11 protein-coding genes are annotated in these 14615 nt (G+C 61.4%); 3 read left to right on the top strand and 8 right to left on the bottom strand.

All coding sequences use genetic code 11. The annotated features are described in order from the left end of the window. Positions 1–704: 704 nt before the first annotated feature. The 3 genes from Pan216_RS08020 to Pan216_RS08010 all read right to left on the bottom strand — a co-directional run bounded on the left by Pan216_RS08020 (position 705) and on the right by Pan216_RS08010 (position 4357). Positions 705–1409: a class I SAM-dependent methyltransferase gene (locus tag Pan216_RS08020; protein WP_145257265.1), complete on the bottom strand. Its 705-nt coding sequence runs from the start codon at positions 1407–1409 to the stop codon at positions 705–707. 91 nt (positions 1410–1500) lie between these two features. After that, positions 1501–2751, bottom strand: a complete 1251-nt coding sequence (locus Pan216_RS08015) for a glycosyltransferase family 2 protein (RefSeq protein ID WP_145257262.1) — start codon at positions 2749–2751, stop codon at positions 1501–1503. A 196-nt stretch (positions 2752–2947) separates the two neighbouring features. Further along, complete coding sequence (locus Pan216_RS08010) at positions 2948–4357, bottom strand: glycosyltransferase family 39 protein (protein ID WP_145257259.1); 1410 nt, start codon at positions 4355–4357, stop codon at positions 2948–2950. Positions 4358–4523: 166 nt separating this feature from the next. Between Pan216_RS08010 and Pan216_RS08005 the strand changes: the two genes are divergently transcribed. Continuing rightward, positions 4524–6113, top strand: coding sequence for a hypothetical protein (locus Pan216_RS08005; RefSeq protein WP_145257256.1), 1590 nt, complete (start codon positions 4524–4526; stop codon positions 6111–6113). Positions 6114–6221: 108 nt separating this feature from the next. Here Pan216_RS08005 and Pan216_RS08000 read toward each other — a convergent pair whose 3' ends face one another. Both Pan216_RS08000 and Pan216_RS07995 read right to left on the bottom strand, forming a co-directional pair. Beyond that, on the bottom strand, positions 6222–6377 hold the full coding sequence (locus tag Pan216_RS08000) for a DUF3309 family protein (RefSeq protein WP_145257252.1): 156 nt from the start codon (positions 6375–6377) through the stop codon (positions 6222–6224). A 154-nt stretch (positions 6378–6531) separates the two neighbouring features. After that, positions 6532–6729, bottom strand: coding sequence for a CsbD family protein (locus tag Pan216_RS07995; RefSeq protein ID WP_145263764.1), 198 nt, complete (start codon positions 6727–6729; stop codon positions 6532–6534). 417 nt (positions 6730–7146) lie between these two features. Here Pan216_RS07995 and Pan216_RS07990 point away from each other — a divergent pair, with 417 nt between their 5' ends. Together Pan216_RS07990 and Pan216_RS07985 are read left to right on the top strand one after the other, a co-directional pair. Next, the gene (locus Pan216_RS07990; protein ID WP_145257249.1) at positions 7147–8649 is read left to right on the top strand and encodes an outer membrane protein assembly factor BamB family protein; all 1503 of its coding nucleotides are present in this window, start codon (positions 7147–7149) and stop codon (positions 8647–8649) included. Between the two features lie 264 nt (positions 8650–8913). Further along, a complete protein-coding gene (locus tag Pan216_RS07985; RefSeq protein WP_145257246.1) occupies positions 8914–9573 on the top strand; it encodes a response regulator in 660 nt (219 codons plus the stop codon). Between the two features lie 19 nt (positions 9574–9592). Here Pan216_RS07985 and Pan216_RS07980 read toward each other — a convergent pair whose 3' ends face one another. The 3 genes from Pan216_RS07980 to Pan216_RS07970 form a co-directional block, all read right to left on the bottom strand. Then, a complete protein-coding gene (locus Pan216_RS07980) occupies positions 9593–12934 on the bottom strand; it encodes an ATP-binding protein (RefSeq protein WP_145257243.1) in 3342 nt (1113 codons plus the stop codon). Continuing rightward, positions 12931–13611: a hypothetical protein gene (locus tag Pan216_RS07975; RefSeq protein ID WP_145257240.1), complete on the bottom strand. Its 681-nt coding sequence runs from the start codon at positions 13609–13611 to the stop codon at positions 12931–12933. The genes Pan216_RS07980 and Pan216_RS07975 overlap by 4 nt, the downstream gene beginning before the upstream one ends. Before the next feature lie 526 nt (positions 13612–14137). After that, the gene (locus Pan216_RS07970; protein WP_145257237.1) at positions 14138–14482 is read right to left on the bottom strand and encodes an ATP-dependent Clp protease adaptor ClpS; all 345 of its coding nucleotides are present in this window, start codon (positions 14480–14482) and stop codon (positions 14138–14140) included. Positions 14483–14615 lie beyond the last annotated feature (133 nt).

Raw genomic sequence — 14615 nt, 5'->3', positions numbered from 1 at the left:
ACCGCCAGCCCTTCCCTAGAGGCGAAAGATTTTTTCGAGGACACAGAAGGAGGAGCGACACGGCGCTCACCCACAGGCCCCACGAAGCCATCACTTGCATCAATCCCAGATGGCTCACCAGGTTTTCGTCCTTTCCATCTGATCGCTCGCACCATGGTCAATATGGCTAGCGATCGGTCGATGGACAAGACGCAGCGGTGCTCGTTGGAGAATTGAAGGAGACGGGGTTCACCGGCGGGAGAGAGCGACTCTCGCCGGGGTGGATCGGGTGGTGGGTCTAGTGGGTCGTCACTTCTCGCTTGGCGGGCGTGACGGAATACCCTGGGATCTGGACCAAGAAGATACAGTCCTCCGGCGTCTGATGAACGTCGCCACTTGGGCATCGGTGCTGAGTTCGATGGTATCCAGCGTGGCAGCAGAGATTGCCTTCCGAGATCACACAAAGCGGGCGATCGAATCCCATGGTCATGGCTCCCTCATTCACCGGACAGGTCTCTGTGATTGTTTCCACGTTCGGATGCTCCTCTTCATTCACTTTCGACGCACGTTGGGCAATCTCCATCCCACGACCCATTCCCGGCAGAACGACTCACCGTCGACCGAAAAAGAGGAGAGAAGAACACAGAAACCCAAGAATCAACCATCAATACCAAGCGGATTGCACCATGAAGAGCGTCAGGATCGACCGCGTGCCCACCGAATGATCAGCCTCGTTTGATGCAGAGCATTTGGTACTGAGCGCCGAGCGGGAAAGGAGAGAAGCACGGTTCCAGCGGCCGCAGGAAACCGAGAACGCGCGGAAAAATGAACTGGAAGTCAAACCGCACCACCTGCAAGCCGACACTCGCGGCGAGTCGACGAGCCTGCCGGGGCCAGACCATGATCGCGTCGCGATCGAAGGGGATCTTGCTCATCACGTAGCGAGTACCGGGATTCCATGGGTTGTTCTCCCAGAACGCGAGGTACCCCCCATCTTTGAGGCGGGCGTGAATATCGCGGAAAGCCGCCGGTCGTTCGTCCGGCGGAATATGGTGAAAAACGCCGTTGGTGAAGACGAGATCCGCCGTGGCATCGGCGGGGAACTCACCGCTTCCGCCGAAGACCGCGGGATGATCTCCGTACGTCTCTCGAGCGACCGCCAGCGAGCGCTCGGAGACGTCGATGCCAGTGAGTTGCTCGGCCTGGAGTTGATCGAGAAGGAACGGCGTCGCCGAGCCGGTTCCACACCCGAAGTCGACAACCCGGGCGACGGAGTATCGCTCTCCCCGCAAGCACCGCGCCAGCCACGCGACCCGCCCGGCGGCGAAAAAGTCCTTCGATTCTCCCGAAACGGAGAGCCCCTGCTCCAACGCGGCGTTGTAGTCGTCGGCGTACTCGTCGAACGACTCACTTCCCGTGGACGATTCCATCGCGGCCGTTTCTCCTCCTCGACACGCTCTTGACTTGCCCCGAAGCGACGCCAGTTCATCCCATCCAGACAACAATCGCGAGAAGCGCGATTTAGGAATCGTCGGATCGACGACGATCCACTTCGGGATGGGCACGCCGTCCCCGAAGTTCCTCCTGAACCCGCCAGATCGCCAGAACGCGGAGCAAGACGCCGGTGATCAGAGCCTGAAACGCCGAGAGAATCGCGAAAATGCCAACGAGCAGCCGCGACCAGTGAAGGTTGGTCGGAGACACCTTCCCGGTCGTCAAGTACTCGAACAGGCCTGGCCCCAGAAGCCAGAGAGCGATCACCAGCGCCAATCCGATGAGCGCCGCGAGAGCCTTTCCCTCGAACATCAGGGAAACGGTCGACGCCCAGAAAGTCTGATCCTCGCGCCGTAGGGGACGCAGCGCCGACATCCGGTTGGCCAGCGCCGCCCCACAGAGCTGAAGGAAACCGACCGAGGCGAACAGGAAACCGATCAGGACGCGATAGATCATCCCGTCCTCGACGCGCCACGTCTTGACGTAGTATTCAATGGGATAGGCCGCTAAGAGGAGACTGACGATCGCGCAAAACGTGAATCCGAATAGGAACAGCCGTTCGGGACGGTAGCAGAGCACTCCTTCGACGATGACGCGCAGGAATCGCAATCCGTCGTGGATGACGCTCAGCTTGCTCGTACCGATCCGCTCCTCGTAGGGCATCGGCACTTCGATGACATTCAAACCGTTCATCAGTGCGCGAGTGCTCATCGACGGCGTGAAGTGAAGCCCATCGGGAAGGGGGTAGAGTCGCTCGAGCGAGGATCGGCGCATCACCCGCATGCCGCTGCCGGTGTCGGTGACCCATTGACCGCAGAGAAAACCCAGGAGGGCCGCGAAGATCCGATTCCCCAGCTTGCGAATCGCCGGCATCTTGGTGTCGGGACCGAGCCGCGACCCGAGGACGATGTCGCCCCCCTGGTCGATCACCGCTCGGCAGAGCTGGGCGAAGACGCGCGGGTCGCAGGTCCCGTCGGCATCGAGGAAACTGACCAAATTGCCTTTCCCCTGCGCGAATCCCTCCTTGAGGGCCGCCCCGTAACCGCGGTTGTGCTCAAAGACGATCACGCCGATGTCGGAGAAGGTCTTGGCGATCTCGACGGTGCGATCGCTCGAACCGTCGCTGACGACGATGATCTCCACCTCATCGACTCCCCCTTCCCGCTTGATCATCTCGCGGGCGTCGAGGCATCGACTGATCGTCGACCCGATCGCGTCTTCCTCGTTGTACGCGGGGATCACGATCGTCAGCGTCCACTTCTCATCTGACTCGGTCATTGCGGCTCCTCGAGGAGGCGGCGACGGATGAGGCCGTCCGCCCTCCACGCCCTTGGTTGATCCTTGCACCCTTGATCGGAAAGAGACGATCAAGATCCGCGTCGCATCGTCCGAGTCACCGAGCCGGAGCGAACGCCCTCACGATGCTCGACGCCCAGGACGACGCGTTTCGCCCGGCCCCCGGACATGAAAGAATCTACAACACGCACCGTCGCTTGAGTACCGAAGGCCACAAATCGCGTGAATGAATCAATTCCGCGACAATCAGCAGTCCGATCCCCGCGTACACGGTGTCCGTGGTCGCAAGCTTATCTAACGCCATCAAGAGCGTCATCAGCAACGCGAGCCCCAAGGGAACCGTCATCATCCCGATTCGTCGACTCGAGACAGGCCACCAGCATGCCAGAAAGATGCCGGCGATCGCCGACCAGGGAATCCCCCGAATCAACCAACTCGCGACCGCATGGGAGGGCCCTTCGCCCCCGCTCCACGGGACGAGCCCCATCGCGAGAAGTTGAACGGCAGCCACCGCGCCGAGCGTCCCGAACAGGACGTCTCCGAGTCGCGAGCAGCGGTACTCGCCGCGAAAAATAGGAAGATAGCCGAGACAGACCGCCACGAAGACCACGTGCAGTGGTAAGAGAAACAAGACGTAGCGTGGATCGAACAGCCCCGGGGGGTTGATCTCCAACACCAGCCACGAAACGACTGAAAGGACGACGACCATCTGGTAGAGCCGGTCGCGAATCGCGCCGCGCAAGCTCCCCAAGACGCAAATGGCAACGAGGGCGACGAAATAGGATGACTCGGCATGCCAACACAGCGGCGGCGAGAGATTCTTCCGAACCGCCCAGTAGAGGGTGTTGAAGAAGAAGTCTTCCATCCGAGGGCTGCCGTCGCCGCGGATCCACTGGGCCAGTTGGTTGTCGATCAGAAACAGGGGCGTCACCCAGAAGGCGACCCCAAGAATTCCAGCGACGCTAAACGCGATCAAGCCTCCAGCGAAAAGTCGTCGGTTCCGATTCCAAAGTGATACGATCCCGAGATAGACGAAGTGGCCGATGAGCAAGACGCCCGAGACCGGATGAGTCCAGATCTCACAAGTCGCCGCGGCGCTGTATCCGACCCAATCCCGGGCTCGTCCCGACTCGGTCGCGACGAAGAGATAGTCGCTCGCGAGGACCGCGAAGAGCATTAGCGGGGCGTATCCCCTCATGGAACCGGACCAGAGGACATGCTGGGGCAGGATCGCGATCATCAGGGCGCCGAAAAGGGCCGCTTCGGGGCCGACACGGCGATGAATGAGTCGAAAAACGACGAGAATCGTCAGTAATCCGGCCAAAAAGTTCGGAAAACGGGCCGCCCAGAGGGCATATTCGCCCGCAATCGGCCAAAAAAGGCGCGAAGAGGCGTAGCCGATCACGTTGATGAAGGGATGACCGTACCACTCCGAGAGCATGACGCGAAGGCTCCCGGTGTCGTGCTGCCGAATCGAGTATTCCTCATCCAGGTGCGTTTGCTCGGTCGCGACGACAGGCCAGCGATCGACCACTCCGACAACGACGATCGCCGCGAGAATCGACCGACGACGCCAAGTGGAACTCATGAAGCAGTGCCCGTGAACACTCGTTCGTCTTTCCCCCCGGCGGGGTCGGATCTGTCCCGATCATCCCAATCCACCGTGCGAAAGCTACACTAAAGATGCCCGGGCCCGCTCGTGATCCCTTGCCGGCGAGCACGACCGACACGAGAAATACCATCACGGACGCCGGATGATTCTTCCCATCTTCGAACATGCCGGACGCTCCCTGAACCGCCAGCGGGTCTTCCGTCGACTTGTCGCGATCCACATCGCCACCGTGGGCGCGGTGCTGGTCCTCTTCGGGCATGGACAAGACCGCTTCCTTGTCGAACGTCTCGGCTACACCCTTCTGATCGCCGGCATCGTCGAAGGAGCCCTCGTCCTTGGTTGGCGACTCTCCCAGTTGCCAAAGAGCCGATCGCTGGAACCGCTGCTTCTCAGCCCCGTTCATCCGCCCGCCCTTATGCTGGGCGAGCAACTGGTGGGGGTGGTCCAACTCGCGTTTCTCGTCGCCAGTGCCCTTCCCCTCCTCGCCGGCGCCGTCGCCTTCGGATGGCTCGATGGCCTGGAAGTCTCCCTCCTCGTCGCGATCGCATTACTTTGGGGATGCTTCACCGGATTGGCGCTGACGTGGTGGGCCTACGAGTCCGTTATCGTCAGGACGTGGGGAGAGCGTTTTTCCCTGGTGATGGTGCTCGTCTATCTAGTCGTGGGAGGACTCGCGGGCGAGTACACCTCGCGTTGGCTCGCGGCCATCCCCTTCGGCGTCGGCGAGTGGGTGATCGGCGGGTTTCTCTGGTTCAACGCCAACAACCCGTTCGCCCTGATCCACGAACTGGCGCGAGCCCAAGACCCCACCGTGTTCGACCGCATCATCGTCGTCCACACCGTCGTCGCCGGGGTCCTCGTCCTCCTCGTGCTTCGGACCGCCTTTCGGCTGAAGGGCCACTACCTCGACGAGCACTACCGACCGCGTCGAAGCGCCGGTTCATCGAAGCGGGGCAAGATCGGCATGCACCCGCTGAGTTGGTGGGCGGTCCGAAGGGTGAGTCAATATCCCGGCCGAATCAATCTGTGGCTATCGATCGGCGTCTCGATTCTCTACGCGAGCTACCTCACCCTGAGCGATCAGTGGCCGAGTTGGCTGGGAACCCGCATCTTCCAGATCTTCGAAATGGCCGGGGGAGTCGCTGGCTTGACCACCGTCTTGGCGCTGCTCGCCTCGGTGCCGGCGGTCTACCAATATGGGCTTTGGGACAGCAGCATTCCCGATCGCTGCAAACGGCTCGAGCTCCTCTTGCTCACAAAGCTCGACGCGTCGGACTACCTCAGGGCCTCGTGGGCCGCTTCCTGGCATCGCGGCCGCGGCTACTTCTTCGCCGCCTGCCTGCTTTGGTTCGCGGGGGTCGCGGCGGGCCGGTATCCATTGGCTCAAGCCTTCTGTGCGATTCTCGCGGGAATCTCGATGGTGGGGCTTTCGTTCGCTGTCGGTTTCCGCGCCTTCGCTCGCAGCGCGGGGAGCACCACCATCGGATTTGGCATGTCGGTCGTCCTGCCGCTTGTCACCTGGGGATTGGGGGCCAACGGCTACGTCACGATCGCCCGACTCCTTCCCCCTGGGATGGTCTACTTCGCGGCAACGCGGCCCTTTCACCTCATCGCGTTTCTCGCGAGTTCGATCTTCTGGACCGGCTGCGCCTTCGTCCTCCTGCGGACCACGACCCGCACCTTCGATCCCGACATGCGGCAGTGGTACGAGAAGAGCCATGCCGCCCGCTAGCCGACTCACCCCATCATCCATCTTGAGTGCCTAGCCCACGCCCCGTGGGCACGCGGGGTTCGCCTCTCGATCACCAAGAGCTTCCCTCCAAGTTGTCCGCCGAGGGTCTCAAACGACCTTCATCAACACGAGAACCAGGACGACAAGGAGAACGACGCCGATCCCGCTGGAGGGGCCATATCCCCAACCGCGGCTATGAGGCCAAGTCGGCACGGCTCCCAAGAGAAGAAGAATAAGGACGATAAGGATGATCCATCCAAGCATGACACATACCTCGATTTCGAGTTTGGATCGGGGAGAGAAAGAGCAGTCCGCCGAAGGACGATGGCAGGAGATCGCGTCTCCGACGGACCGCTCATGACGCCACGGCGATACGACGACTTCCATCACGAAGCCGTCGATGCAGTTGAGAGCCCTGTTAGAGGCTGCGTTCGAACTCGTTGATTTCCCGCTCGACTTCGTCCTTGGCGTAGCCGTACTTCTTCTGAAGCTTGCCAGCGAGTTCTTCCCGGCGGCCCCGAATCATCTCCATGTCGTCGTCGGTGAGCTTGCCCCACTTCTGGCGGACCTGTCCTCGGAACTGCTTCCAATTGCCTCTGATTTGATCCCAGTTCATCATTTCGCTCCTCTCCTCGACGGTCTCGCGCTCTCGACTCTTGGTTGAGCGTTCCGCCGATGCATGGAGGATCAATCAGCATGTCCCGTGCCAGTCGCGTTCATGAGCCTCCGAAGAGCCGCCTCCAAGCTCCGATGGCGACGGAGCCTGACGAACGAAGACCGGTGGAAACAGCGAAAACCGCTAATTCGCGAATCGCGTCGCCCGTTTCTCCCCGGAAGCAAATCGGCAGGCCCTTCGCGGGAGGCTAGCGGGATCAGCGCGAGAGTCTGGTTGGCGAAGGGAGGAGAGTTGGTTTCGGATCGCCCAGGCTCTGGTTGAAGATCGACCAGAAGTTCCCGAGATAAGCGAGGGTAGCCCTACCCCGCGACGACTCAATCTTGCTAGAATCATGGGTCAACCTACCAAGGAGGAACCATGAGACCGACTTTTGCCGCCCTTGCCCTTCTGGGAACGCTCAGTCTTTCCTGGGAATCGCAAGCCGCCGACTGGAATCAATGGCGTGGTCCACTCCGCGATGGCGTCGCGCCGACCTCCCCCCCACTCATCGAAAGCCTGCCAAAAGAAGGATTGCTTCCGACCTGGAAGTACGACGATGTCCCCTCCGGGTTCGAAGGTGGCTGGAGTAGCCCCGTCATCGCCGACGGCAAGGTCTATCTCTACTCGCATCAGCGGATCAAGCTCGAGGAGACGGAACCGCCGAAGCGAAAATTCCCCTGGCTTCCTCCCGACAAGCGCGGCCACCTCACCGCCGAGGAGTACAAGGAGTACGAAGTCAACCGGCGCAAGGAAGACTTCGAAATGGGAACGCGCTTCTACCGTTTCGAAGAGTTCCTGCACTGCCTCGACGCGGCCACGGGCAAGGTCGTCTGGAAAGACACCCGTCCCTCCTCGTACACGCGCTTCGTCCATTCCGGAACGCCGGCGGCCGTCGACGGGAAGGTTTACATCGCCAGCGCCGCGCGGAAGGCTCGTTGCTTCGACGCCAAGAGCGGCGATCTGGTCTGGGAGACGACGATCCCCGGCGACTTCCATGACGAGTTCTTCATGTCCTCCTTTGCGGTCGTTGACGGCGTCGCCGTCGCTCAAGTCGGAACCCTTTGCGGACTCGACGCCGAGAGCGGCAAGGTTCTCTGGCAACTCGAAGGCGACAGCGCGCGGATGTACCACTCGAGCCCCGTCTTCTGGGACGGCCCCAAGGGCAAGCGGATCATCGCGAATATCGGCGGTGACAAGACCGTCTGCGTCGAACCGAAGACCGGACGGGAGTGCTGGCGGGTCGAGTCGATGGCCAACCAGTCCTCCCCCGTCATCAGCGGCGACATGATGATCACCTACGGCGGCAGCCGCAAGAAGGGCTTGCGTTGCTTCAAGCTCCAGGAAGACAAAGCCGAGCCGGCCTGGGTCTACCAAGGGCTTTCGGACTCCGGGAGCAGCCCGGTGATCGTCGGCAAGAATGTCTTCGTCCAAGGGGAACGGCGACTCGCCGCCGTCGACCTCGAAACAGGCAAGGCTCACTGGCGCACGACGCTCGACTACGCCAAGCCGCGCTACACGTCCCTGCTCGCCGGCGACAACAAAGTCATTTACGCGATGGAGGGCATCCTCATCTTTGAAGCGAGCGACGAACGCTTCGAGCCGCTCATCGAAGCCCGGGTCGGGCCCGAGGGTCGATTGGCCAGCGAGGACGTCATCCGCAAACTCGTGGGCCTCGGTAGCGAGGGGGTCGACCCGGAGAAGGCCCAGTCGATCTTTCAGAACAAAGTCGTCAAAGCCGGTCCCCTGCTCTGCTCGACACCGGCCCTGGCCGACGGCAAGCTGTACGTTCGCTTGCGAGACAGCGTCGTTTGCTACGACCTGACCAACGCCAAGGGAACGGTTTCCGCGAAGACGGCGCCGAAAGGTGCCGCGGCGAACTAGTGCACTGGTCCATCCAATTTCTTGGGTGTTACCGGCTGCTTGTCAGCCAGTGAAGAGCGATCGTGGGTTCACACCCGAAATTTAGCGTTTGACGCAGCTCTAGGCTCAGCAACGCGTCGCCCGGCATCAACGTGAACGTCTTGCGAAGACTCGACGTGGTAAGGGGCCGCCTCGCCCGCGGCCAAATGATCGAATGAAAAAACCCGAAGATGACGCGGGGAGCTGGATACGCTCAGTCTCCACCGTGAACGAAAAGGCCGTGCGATGAAGACTTCCGAGGTAACGACTCCTGATCCCTCGAGCGACGATCAGGAGCAGATCTACGACGGCTTGCGGCTCCTGACCGTCGACGACGAGCCAACCTACGTCGAGACCTACAAGAAGTACTTCGCCAAGCGCGGATTCGATGTCGACGTCGCGAGCACGCTCGCCAGCTTCGAAAAGAAGCTCAAGGCCCGCCATCACCACATCATCTTGCTCGACTACTACCTCGACAACGACGATGTCGACGGCCAAACACTGATGAAGCTCGTCGAGCAGTACGACCGGGACGCCGCGGTCATCGTCATCACGGGACGCCCCTCGCTCGACGCCGCGGTCATCAGTCTCCGCGAACGGGCGGCGGACTTCCTCAGCAAACCGATCAAGATCGGCGATCTGGCCGCCTCGGTCGACAAAGCCCTCGAAGCCAAGGGACTCCTGCGGCTCACCGCGACGGAGCTACAGCGGCGCATCGGCGAGAAGATTCGCGAAGAGCGAAAGAGCCACAACCTCACGCTCGCCGAGATGGCCGAACGCACCGGATTGTCCGTCGGTTTCCTCAGTCAGATCGAGCTCGGCAAGAACAGCGCGTCGGTCGAAACCCTGTACCGGATCTCCCGCGCCCTTGGCCGCGACGTCGGCGACTTCTTCCAAGAGGCGTAAGCCGGTCCGAGGTTTTTGCTCAACCTTCGGTCACCTTGTAACACTTCGCCGCCTTGGCAACGATCTCCTCGGGCCCGGGCGGACTGTTGCGGTGCCGGGAGAGACACATCGGCACCTGGATTTTCACCGGCGCGGCAAGCCCCCCATCGGCGTAGTGCGCGTAGAAGACGCCCGTCTGAAGACTCGCCACGTCGTTGCCCGAACCCTTCTTCTCGTGAATGAGTTCCTTAACGACTTCGATCGAGGCGGGACTGTTGACCTTGCCGTAAACATGGGTCGAGCAATTGGCGATGATACGGTGATCGAGGTCCTTGGGGTTCTGGGTCGCGAAGACGACGCCGAGGCCGTACTTGCGTGCCTGCGCCACCAAGCGAACGATGCTTTCTTTACCTGCACACGCTTTGCGACCGGGGGCGAAGTCCTTCGCTTCGTCGATCACCAACAGCCCCCGTAGCGGACATCCCTCGGGCATCGGATTGCGTTTGATCCAGCCGAAGAGCGTCATCACGAGTTGGTTGACGAACGACTGTTGGGCCTCGAGTCCGGGAAGGCCGACCAGACTAATGATCGAGACGCGCGTCGGACCGTCCGGCTTCGGCATGCCTCCAAAGAGGGTCGCGGGGTCGAGCGCCGTCCCCTCCCCACGAAGTAGCGGGTTGTTCGTCATCTCGACCGTCAGGGCATCGGCGATCTCCTGCGCCAACTTTTCCTCATTGGTCAGTCCGAGTCCTGCCTCGATGGGCAATTCACGCAACAGAGCGATCAACGCTCCCAACCCGGTCCCGATGTTCTGCTTCGCTTGATAGCGGAGCGTCGAGGTCAGCAAGCCATCCTTGTTGTTGCTTCCTCTGGAGTTCCCCGGCGCGACGATCGGTCGCAAGGCATCGCGAATCATGTCGATCGCTTGGTCGAGTTCCTCGGGATCGTCGGCGACGTTACTCAAGTCGGGCAATGGGTCGAGCACGAGCGGATTGCCCGACGACCGGCCGGGGGTCCAAACGACCACTTCCGATTGAGCGAAGTAGTGGTGAGCCTTGTCGGCGTCCCCGTCGAACCAATGGGGCGACGGCTCACTCAGGGCTTCGTCGAGGGTCGAGAGGTCCTGGCCGCAGTCGATCACGATCGAGGGAATCCCCTCGAGTACCGCCTCCTCAACGATTCGCTTGAGAAGGACCGTCTTGCCCGATCCCGCCCCCGCGAGGACCACGGCATGCCGCGTCCACTCGCGCAAGGGGACGGTAAACTCCTCCCCCGGTTTGCCCGCGACCAGCCGCCGACCGAGCGGGATCGTCCCCGTCTTCGGATGCGAGTCGTCGGGAGGATCGATGGGAGGAGGGTCGGGAGGATCGTCCGCGACACTCGATCCATTTGCGGTGATCTGCTCATCCATCGCAGGCTTCACCGGTGCCGGTTCGCTCACCTTGGGAAGTTGACCATTGGACGAATCGGCCGGCGGGATCGGATGGCCGTTCGACGTGCCGTTGCCTGGGGTCGGGGCGTTGTCCGTCGGAATCAGTAGCGGGTGCGGAACGATCTGGCGAATGACCGAGAGTTTTGAAGCGGGGCGCACCGTCTGAAGCCAAGCATCGAGATCGGGTTCGTTCTCTTCGAGAAGCCGCTGAATCGCAACCAGCGAGCGAAGATCATCCTCGGCGACATTCAGAAAGACGCCACCACTGTGCTCGAATTGCTCCCGCCAACGCTCACAGGCATCGCCGTGCGGATGCTCCTTGGTTCGCACGATCGTCAATCGACGGAACGACAGCCCGCGTTCGATCCCCGAGGCGGTCATCGCGATCTTCAATCGATTGAGATAGGCAAGCGGATGGAGATACTGGATGGCTCGTGTCGAGAAGTGCTCTTCCCGTCCATTCTCTCGCAGAAAGGCGAGTCGAAGCCGCGCGTGCAAAGGCCGCGTCTTCGCCCCCCCGCCAAACTTCGTGTCGACGGACGCATCGACATCGCTGGGGAGACTTGCCTCGCGAACCAGGCACTTGAGACCCTCTTGCAACAGCGGAGCCAGTCGCCGATCTTCTTCCTCTTCCTCGAGCAGGGCCCCAATGTCGCATTGTTTGCGGTATCGTTCGAAGGACTCGTCGAACTTCCCGCGTCCCACGGCTGCGCCGCCCCCGCCTGGCGTGATCACCTCGTCGAAACTCTCGAGTTCGCGGACCTCGCCGGTCTCGAGGCAGCGGCGCCGATGGGACTCGCACTTTTGGAGCACCTCGCGCGGACTCGAATTCGCGAGCAACGCGAAGGCCTCGGCCCGAAAGGGCCACGTCGAATATGGGGGGGTGACCTCCGTGCCGCGAATGCCTCGCGCAAGCCGCTCGGCCACCATCGCGCGAGCGATTTCCCCCTTGCCGACGGTGTTCAGCTCGCGAGGCTGCTCAAAACGATCGAGCATGGTCTTCAGGACGTGGCGTTCCAGAGCGCTACGGGTCTGTTCGAGACAGACGACCACCGGCATCGTCCGGCACAAGATCTGTCGCAGAGCGCCGAGACCATTGCCGATCTCCCGCAAGATCCCCGAAGCGAGATTGGTCCCCAGAGGATCGGAACGCTCCGCATTCGGCAATTCCGCTTGGATGCAGATCGGGTCAAGCTGATCAAACGCGAGTAGTGAGGGACCACCAAGTCCGAGGAACCAACTCATCGCCGCAACGAGATCCTTCGACTCGGCCCGGGGCTGGATGAACCCAAGCGTTCGCCGTTGCTTGTCGTCGAGTTCGACTCCTTGCAGCCAACTCAGCCCCAAGCTCGAAATGGCGAAGTCGTCGCTGTTGAGACAGACCAACGCTCGGACGACGTCCTGATGGCGCAGCGTTCGCTGGCGATCGAACTTGGTCAACGCACGAAGGACTCTGTTGATGTCCTGGGCGAGATTGGACGACTTGCGTCGCTGCAATAGCCGAAGAACTTCCCCGACCGGCTGCTTGATCGGCAGCTTGGAGATGACGTTGCGCAGGACGCACTGGTACTGGAAAAGGTCGCCTTCGTAGGGCTGCTGTAACGAATCGATGTATCCCTGGCGAACGGTATCCCAGAACTCGCGAACGTCGGTCATGTCGACCAGGATGAACGACGCCCGCCGGGCGACTGCGTGACGCCGGAACGTGCCCAGGAGATGGGTTTTCCCGCGGCCTCCGGAACCGACGATGAACCATCCCAGTGGGGAGGCCATCCGCTCGTCGGTGGCGAAGGCGTCGAAGGTCCGATCGAACTCCGCTCGGAGCGACTGATGCAGTTCCGGGACATCGCCGCGCTGATCACTCCAGACGTCGTCTTGATTCTCGACCCACGTGAAGTCCATCCTCCGGATGATCTCCAGCGGCGACATGCTCGCGGCCCGGGTGCTCATGATCGAGCCCCTCCGATGTAGACGACATGCCGTTCCGCTCCGCCGGGCACGCGGAGGACGGCGTCACGATCGGCGGGCCCGATGTCGTGGGGATCGTCGATCGGAAAGAGCACCAAGCGACCGTCACGCTCCAGCGACAACAAGAGTTCGTCGAGGTCACCACGCGCGACGTCCGGCATCGAGGATCGCAAGTCGGCCAGTCGAACCCGAACGTTGGGCCGACCTCCCGAGTGCTGAAAATAGGCCGCCTCGACACGTGCCGCCTCGTCGGTGGGCGAGGTGGTCGAAGCGTCCGATTCGATCTTCTGGTCGGAGATCGCGACCAGTTGCCCGAAGGTCATCCCCTCGTGATCGAGAAATCGCTTGAGTCGCGCAAGGGTCATGCGAAGAATCTCGCCTCCGGCGGTCGACCGATTGGAGACCTCGGTCCCCATGTGCTCGGCGCACCAGGCCCAGCCGGCGTCGGTCAGGCAAAGATACTTCAACGCGCGACCTTGCCCGGAGGGCTTGCGCTGTTCCAACTCGATCAATCCCGACTTGATTAGGCGATTTCGCGGACCGGTTCCGAGCTTCGGCTTCGTCAACTCCTTGAGCCAATCGCCTCCGCCCCCCGCTGCCAAGCGCCATAGAAACAATCGCTCAAGCGGAGCGGGGTCATAGCTTTCTGTCGAACTCACGGCAATTCGTCTCCCCCTGCCGTCCCCGTCGTCGTCGACCGTCATGGATCGTTGAACGTACCTTCCCTTGTTGAACCGACTCAAAGGTGAAATCGTTAAATGCCCACCCGGCGCGCTCGTCAGTCGACGATGCTGTCCATTGCCGTCATTTCGACCCGGTCGTCGAACTCGCCCGACGATCCGCGCAGACCAACAATCACGCACGGGCCCACGAGAACCTCATTAGACCCGTCAACGCTGGGCACTGTCGACCACAATCTTCACTCCGACGATCATCCCCTCCAGCGACTCAGCGATCCAGTGATGCTGACGTGGCACCGCATCAGCTCGCGAAACGGTTCGCTCGTCGATCCACGACGGTGAACTTCTGCAGGGAACGACGTTGTGAAGTTTATGTTAAGTTAGCGGGGACGTAGCCAAGATCACCCCGGAACGGGTCACCGTGGAGAAAGACGGTGCGATTGGCCCCGTCGGTGAAATGGCGACGAACGAAGTCGCTTGGTCATGGAAAGGGAGCGAGAAGCTCTTACTCCGCTTCGGTCGGCTCGAGGACGGCGGTCATGCTGCCCTTGCAGTGATCCAGAAGCGGATCGGGGCCGAACGCGTGAACTTGCTGCTGCTTGAGTTCGGCATGTTCGCGCGAGGTGGTGAGAAGGATCACGCGGCCGGTCTTGTCGACGGTACAGGCCATGCCGTAGGCCTTATGACGACCAAACCCGAAGAGCCCCATCAACATGCGGATGACGTACTCGTAGGTGTGGTCGTTGTCGTCGAGCAAAATGACGTGGTAGCGGGGCTGCTTCTTCTGCTTGGTGCGCTCCTCGACCTCGATCTCGGGAAGCAACGCGAGTCCGGTATCCGAAGATTCCATCACCTATCCTCCAGAGAGCGCACGTTCCGCTCGGCACCAATCGTTGAAGCATTGCGGATAGTGTAACGCGTCAATCGTGCCGGAGACAGAGAGAGCCCAACAAGGGACGGGATTATTGAGAGCTTTTCTGACC

Source organism: Kolteria novifilia, assembly GCA_007748055.1.
GTDB classification, from domain to species: Bacteria; Planctomycetota; Planctomycetia; order Kolteriales; family Kolteriaceae; genus Kolteria; species Kolteria novifilia.
Note: the sequence above shows the minus strand (reverse complement) of the source record. Positions and strands in the feature narration are given on the sequence as shown.

Bases quoted from the DNA above. Each gene is read 5' to 3' on its own strand.
- Pan216_RS08020 (WP_145257265.1), bottom strand. From the start codon at position 1,409: ATGGAATCGTCCACGGGAAGTGAGTCGTTCGACGAGTACGCCGACGAC.
- Pan216_RS08015 (WP_145257262.1), bottom strand. From the start codon at position 2,751: ATGACCGAGTCAGATGAGAAGTGGACGCTGACGATCGTGATCCCCGCG.
- Pan216_RS08010 (WP_145257259.1), bottom strand. From the start codon at position 4,357: ATGAGTTCCACTTGGCGTCGTCGGTCGATTCTCGCGGCGATCGTCGTT.
- Pan216_RS08005 (WP_145257256.1), top strand. From the start codon at position 4,524: ATGATTCTTCCCATCTTCGAACATGCCGGACGCTCCCTGAACCGCCAG.
- Pan216_RS08000 (WP_145257252.1), bottom strand. From the start codon at position 6,377: ATGCTTGGATGGATCATCCTTATCGTCCTTATTCTTCTTCTCTTGGGA.
- Pan216_RS07995 (WP_145263764.1), bottom strand. From the start codon at position 6,729: ATGAACTGGGATCAAATCAGAGGCAATTGGAAGCAGTTCCGAGGACAG.
- Pan216_RS07990 (WP_145257249.1), top strand. From the start codon at position 7,147: ATGAGACCGACTTTTGCCGCCCTTGCCCTTCTGGGAACGCTCAGTCTT.
- Pan216_RS07985 (WP_145257246.1), top strand. From the start codon at position 8,914: ATGAAGACTTCCGAGGTAACGACTCCTGATCCCTCGAGCGACGATCAG.
- Pan216_RS07980 (WP_145257243.1), bottom strand. From the start codon at position 12,934: ATGAGCACCCGGGCCGCGAGCATGTCGCCGCTGGAGATCATCCGGAGG.
- Pan216_RS07970 (WP_145257237.1), bottom strand. From the start codon at position 14,482: ATGGAATCTTCGGATACCGGACTCGCGTTGCTTCCCGAGATCGAGGTC.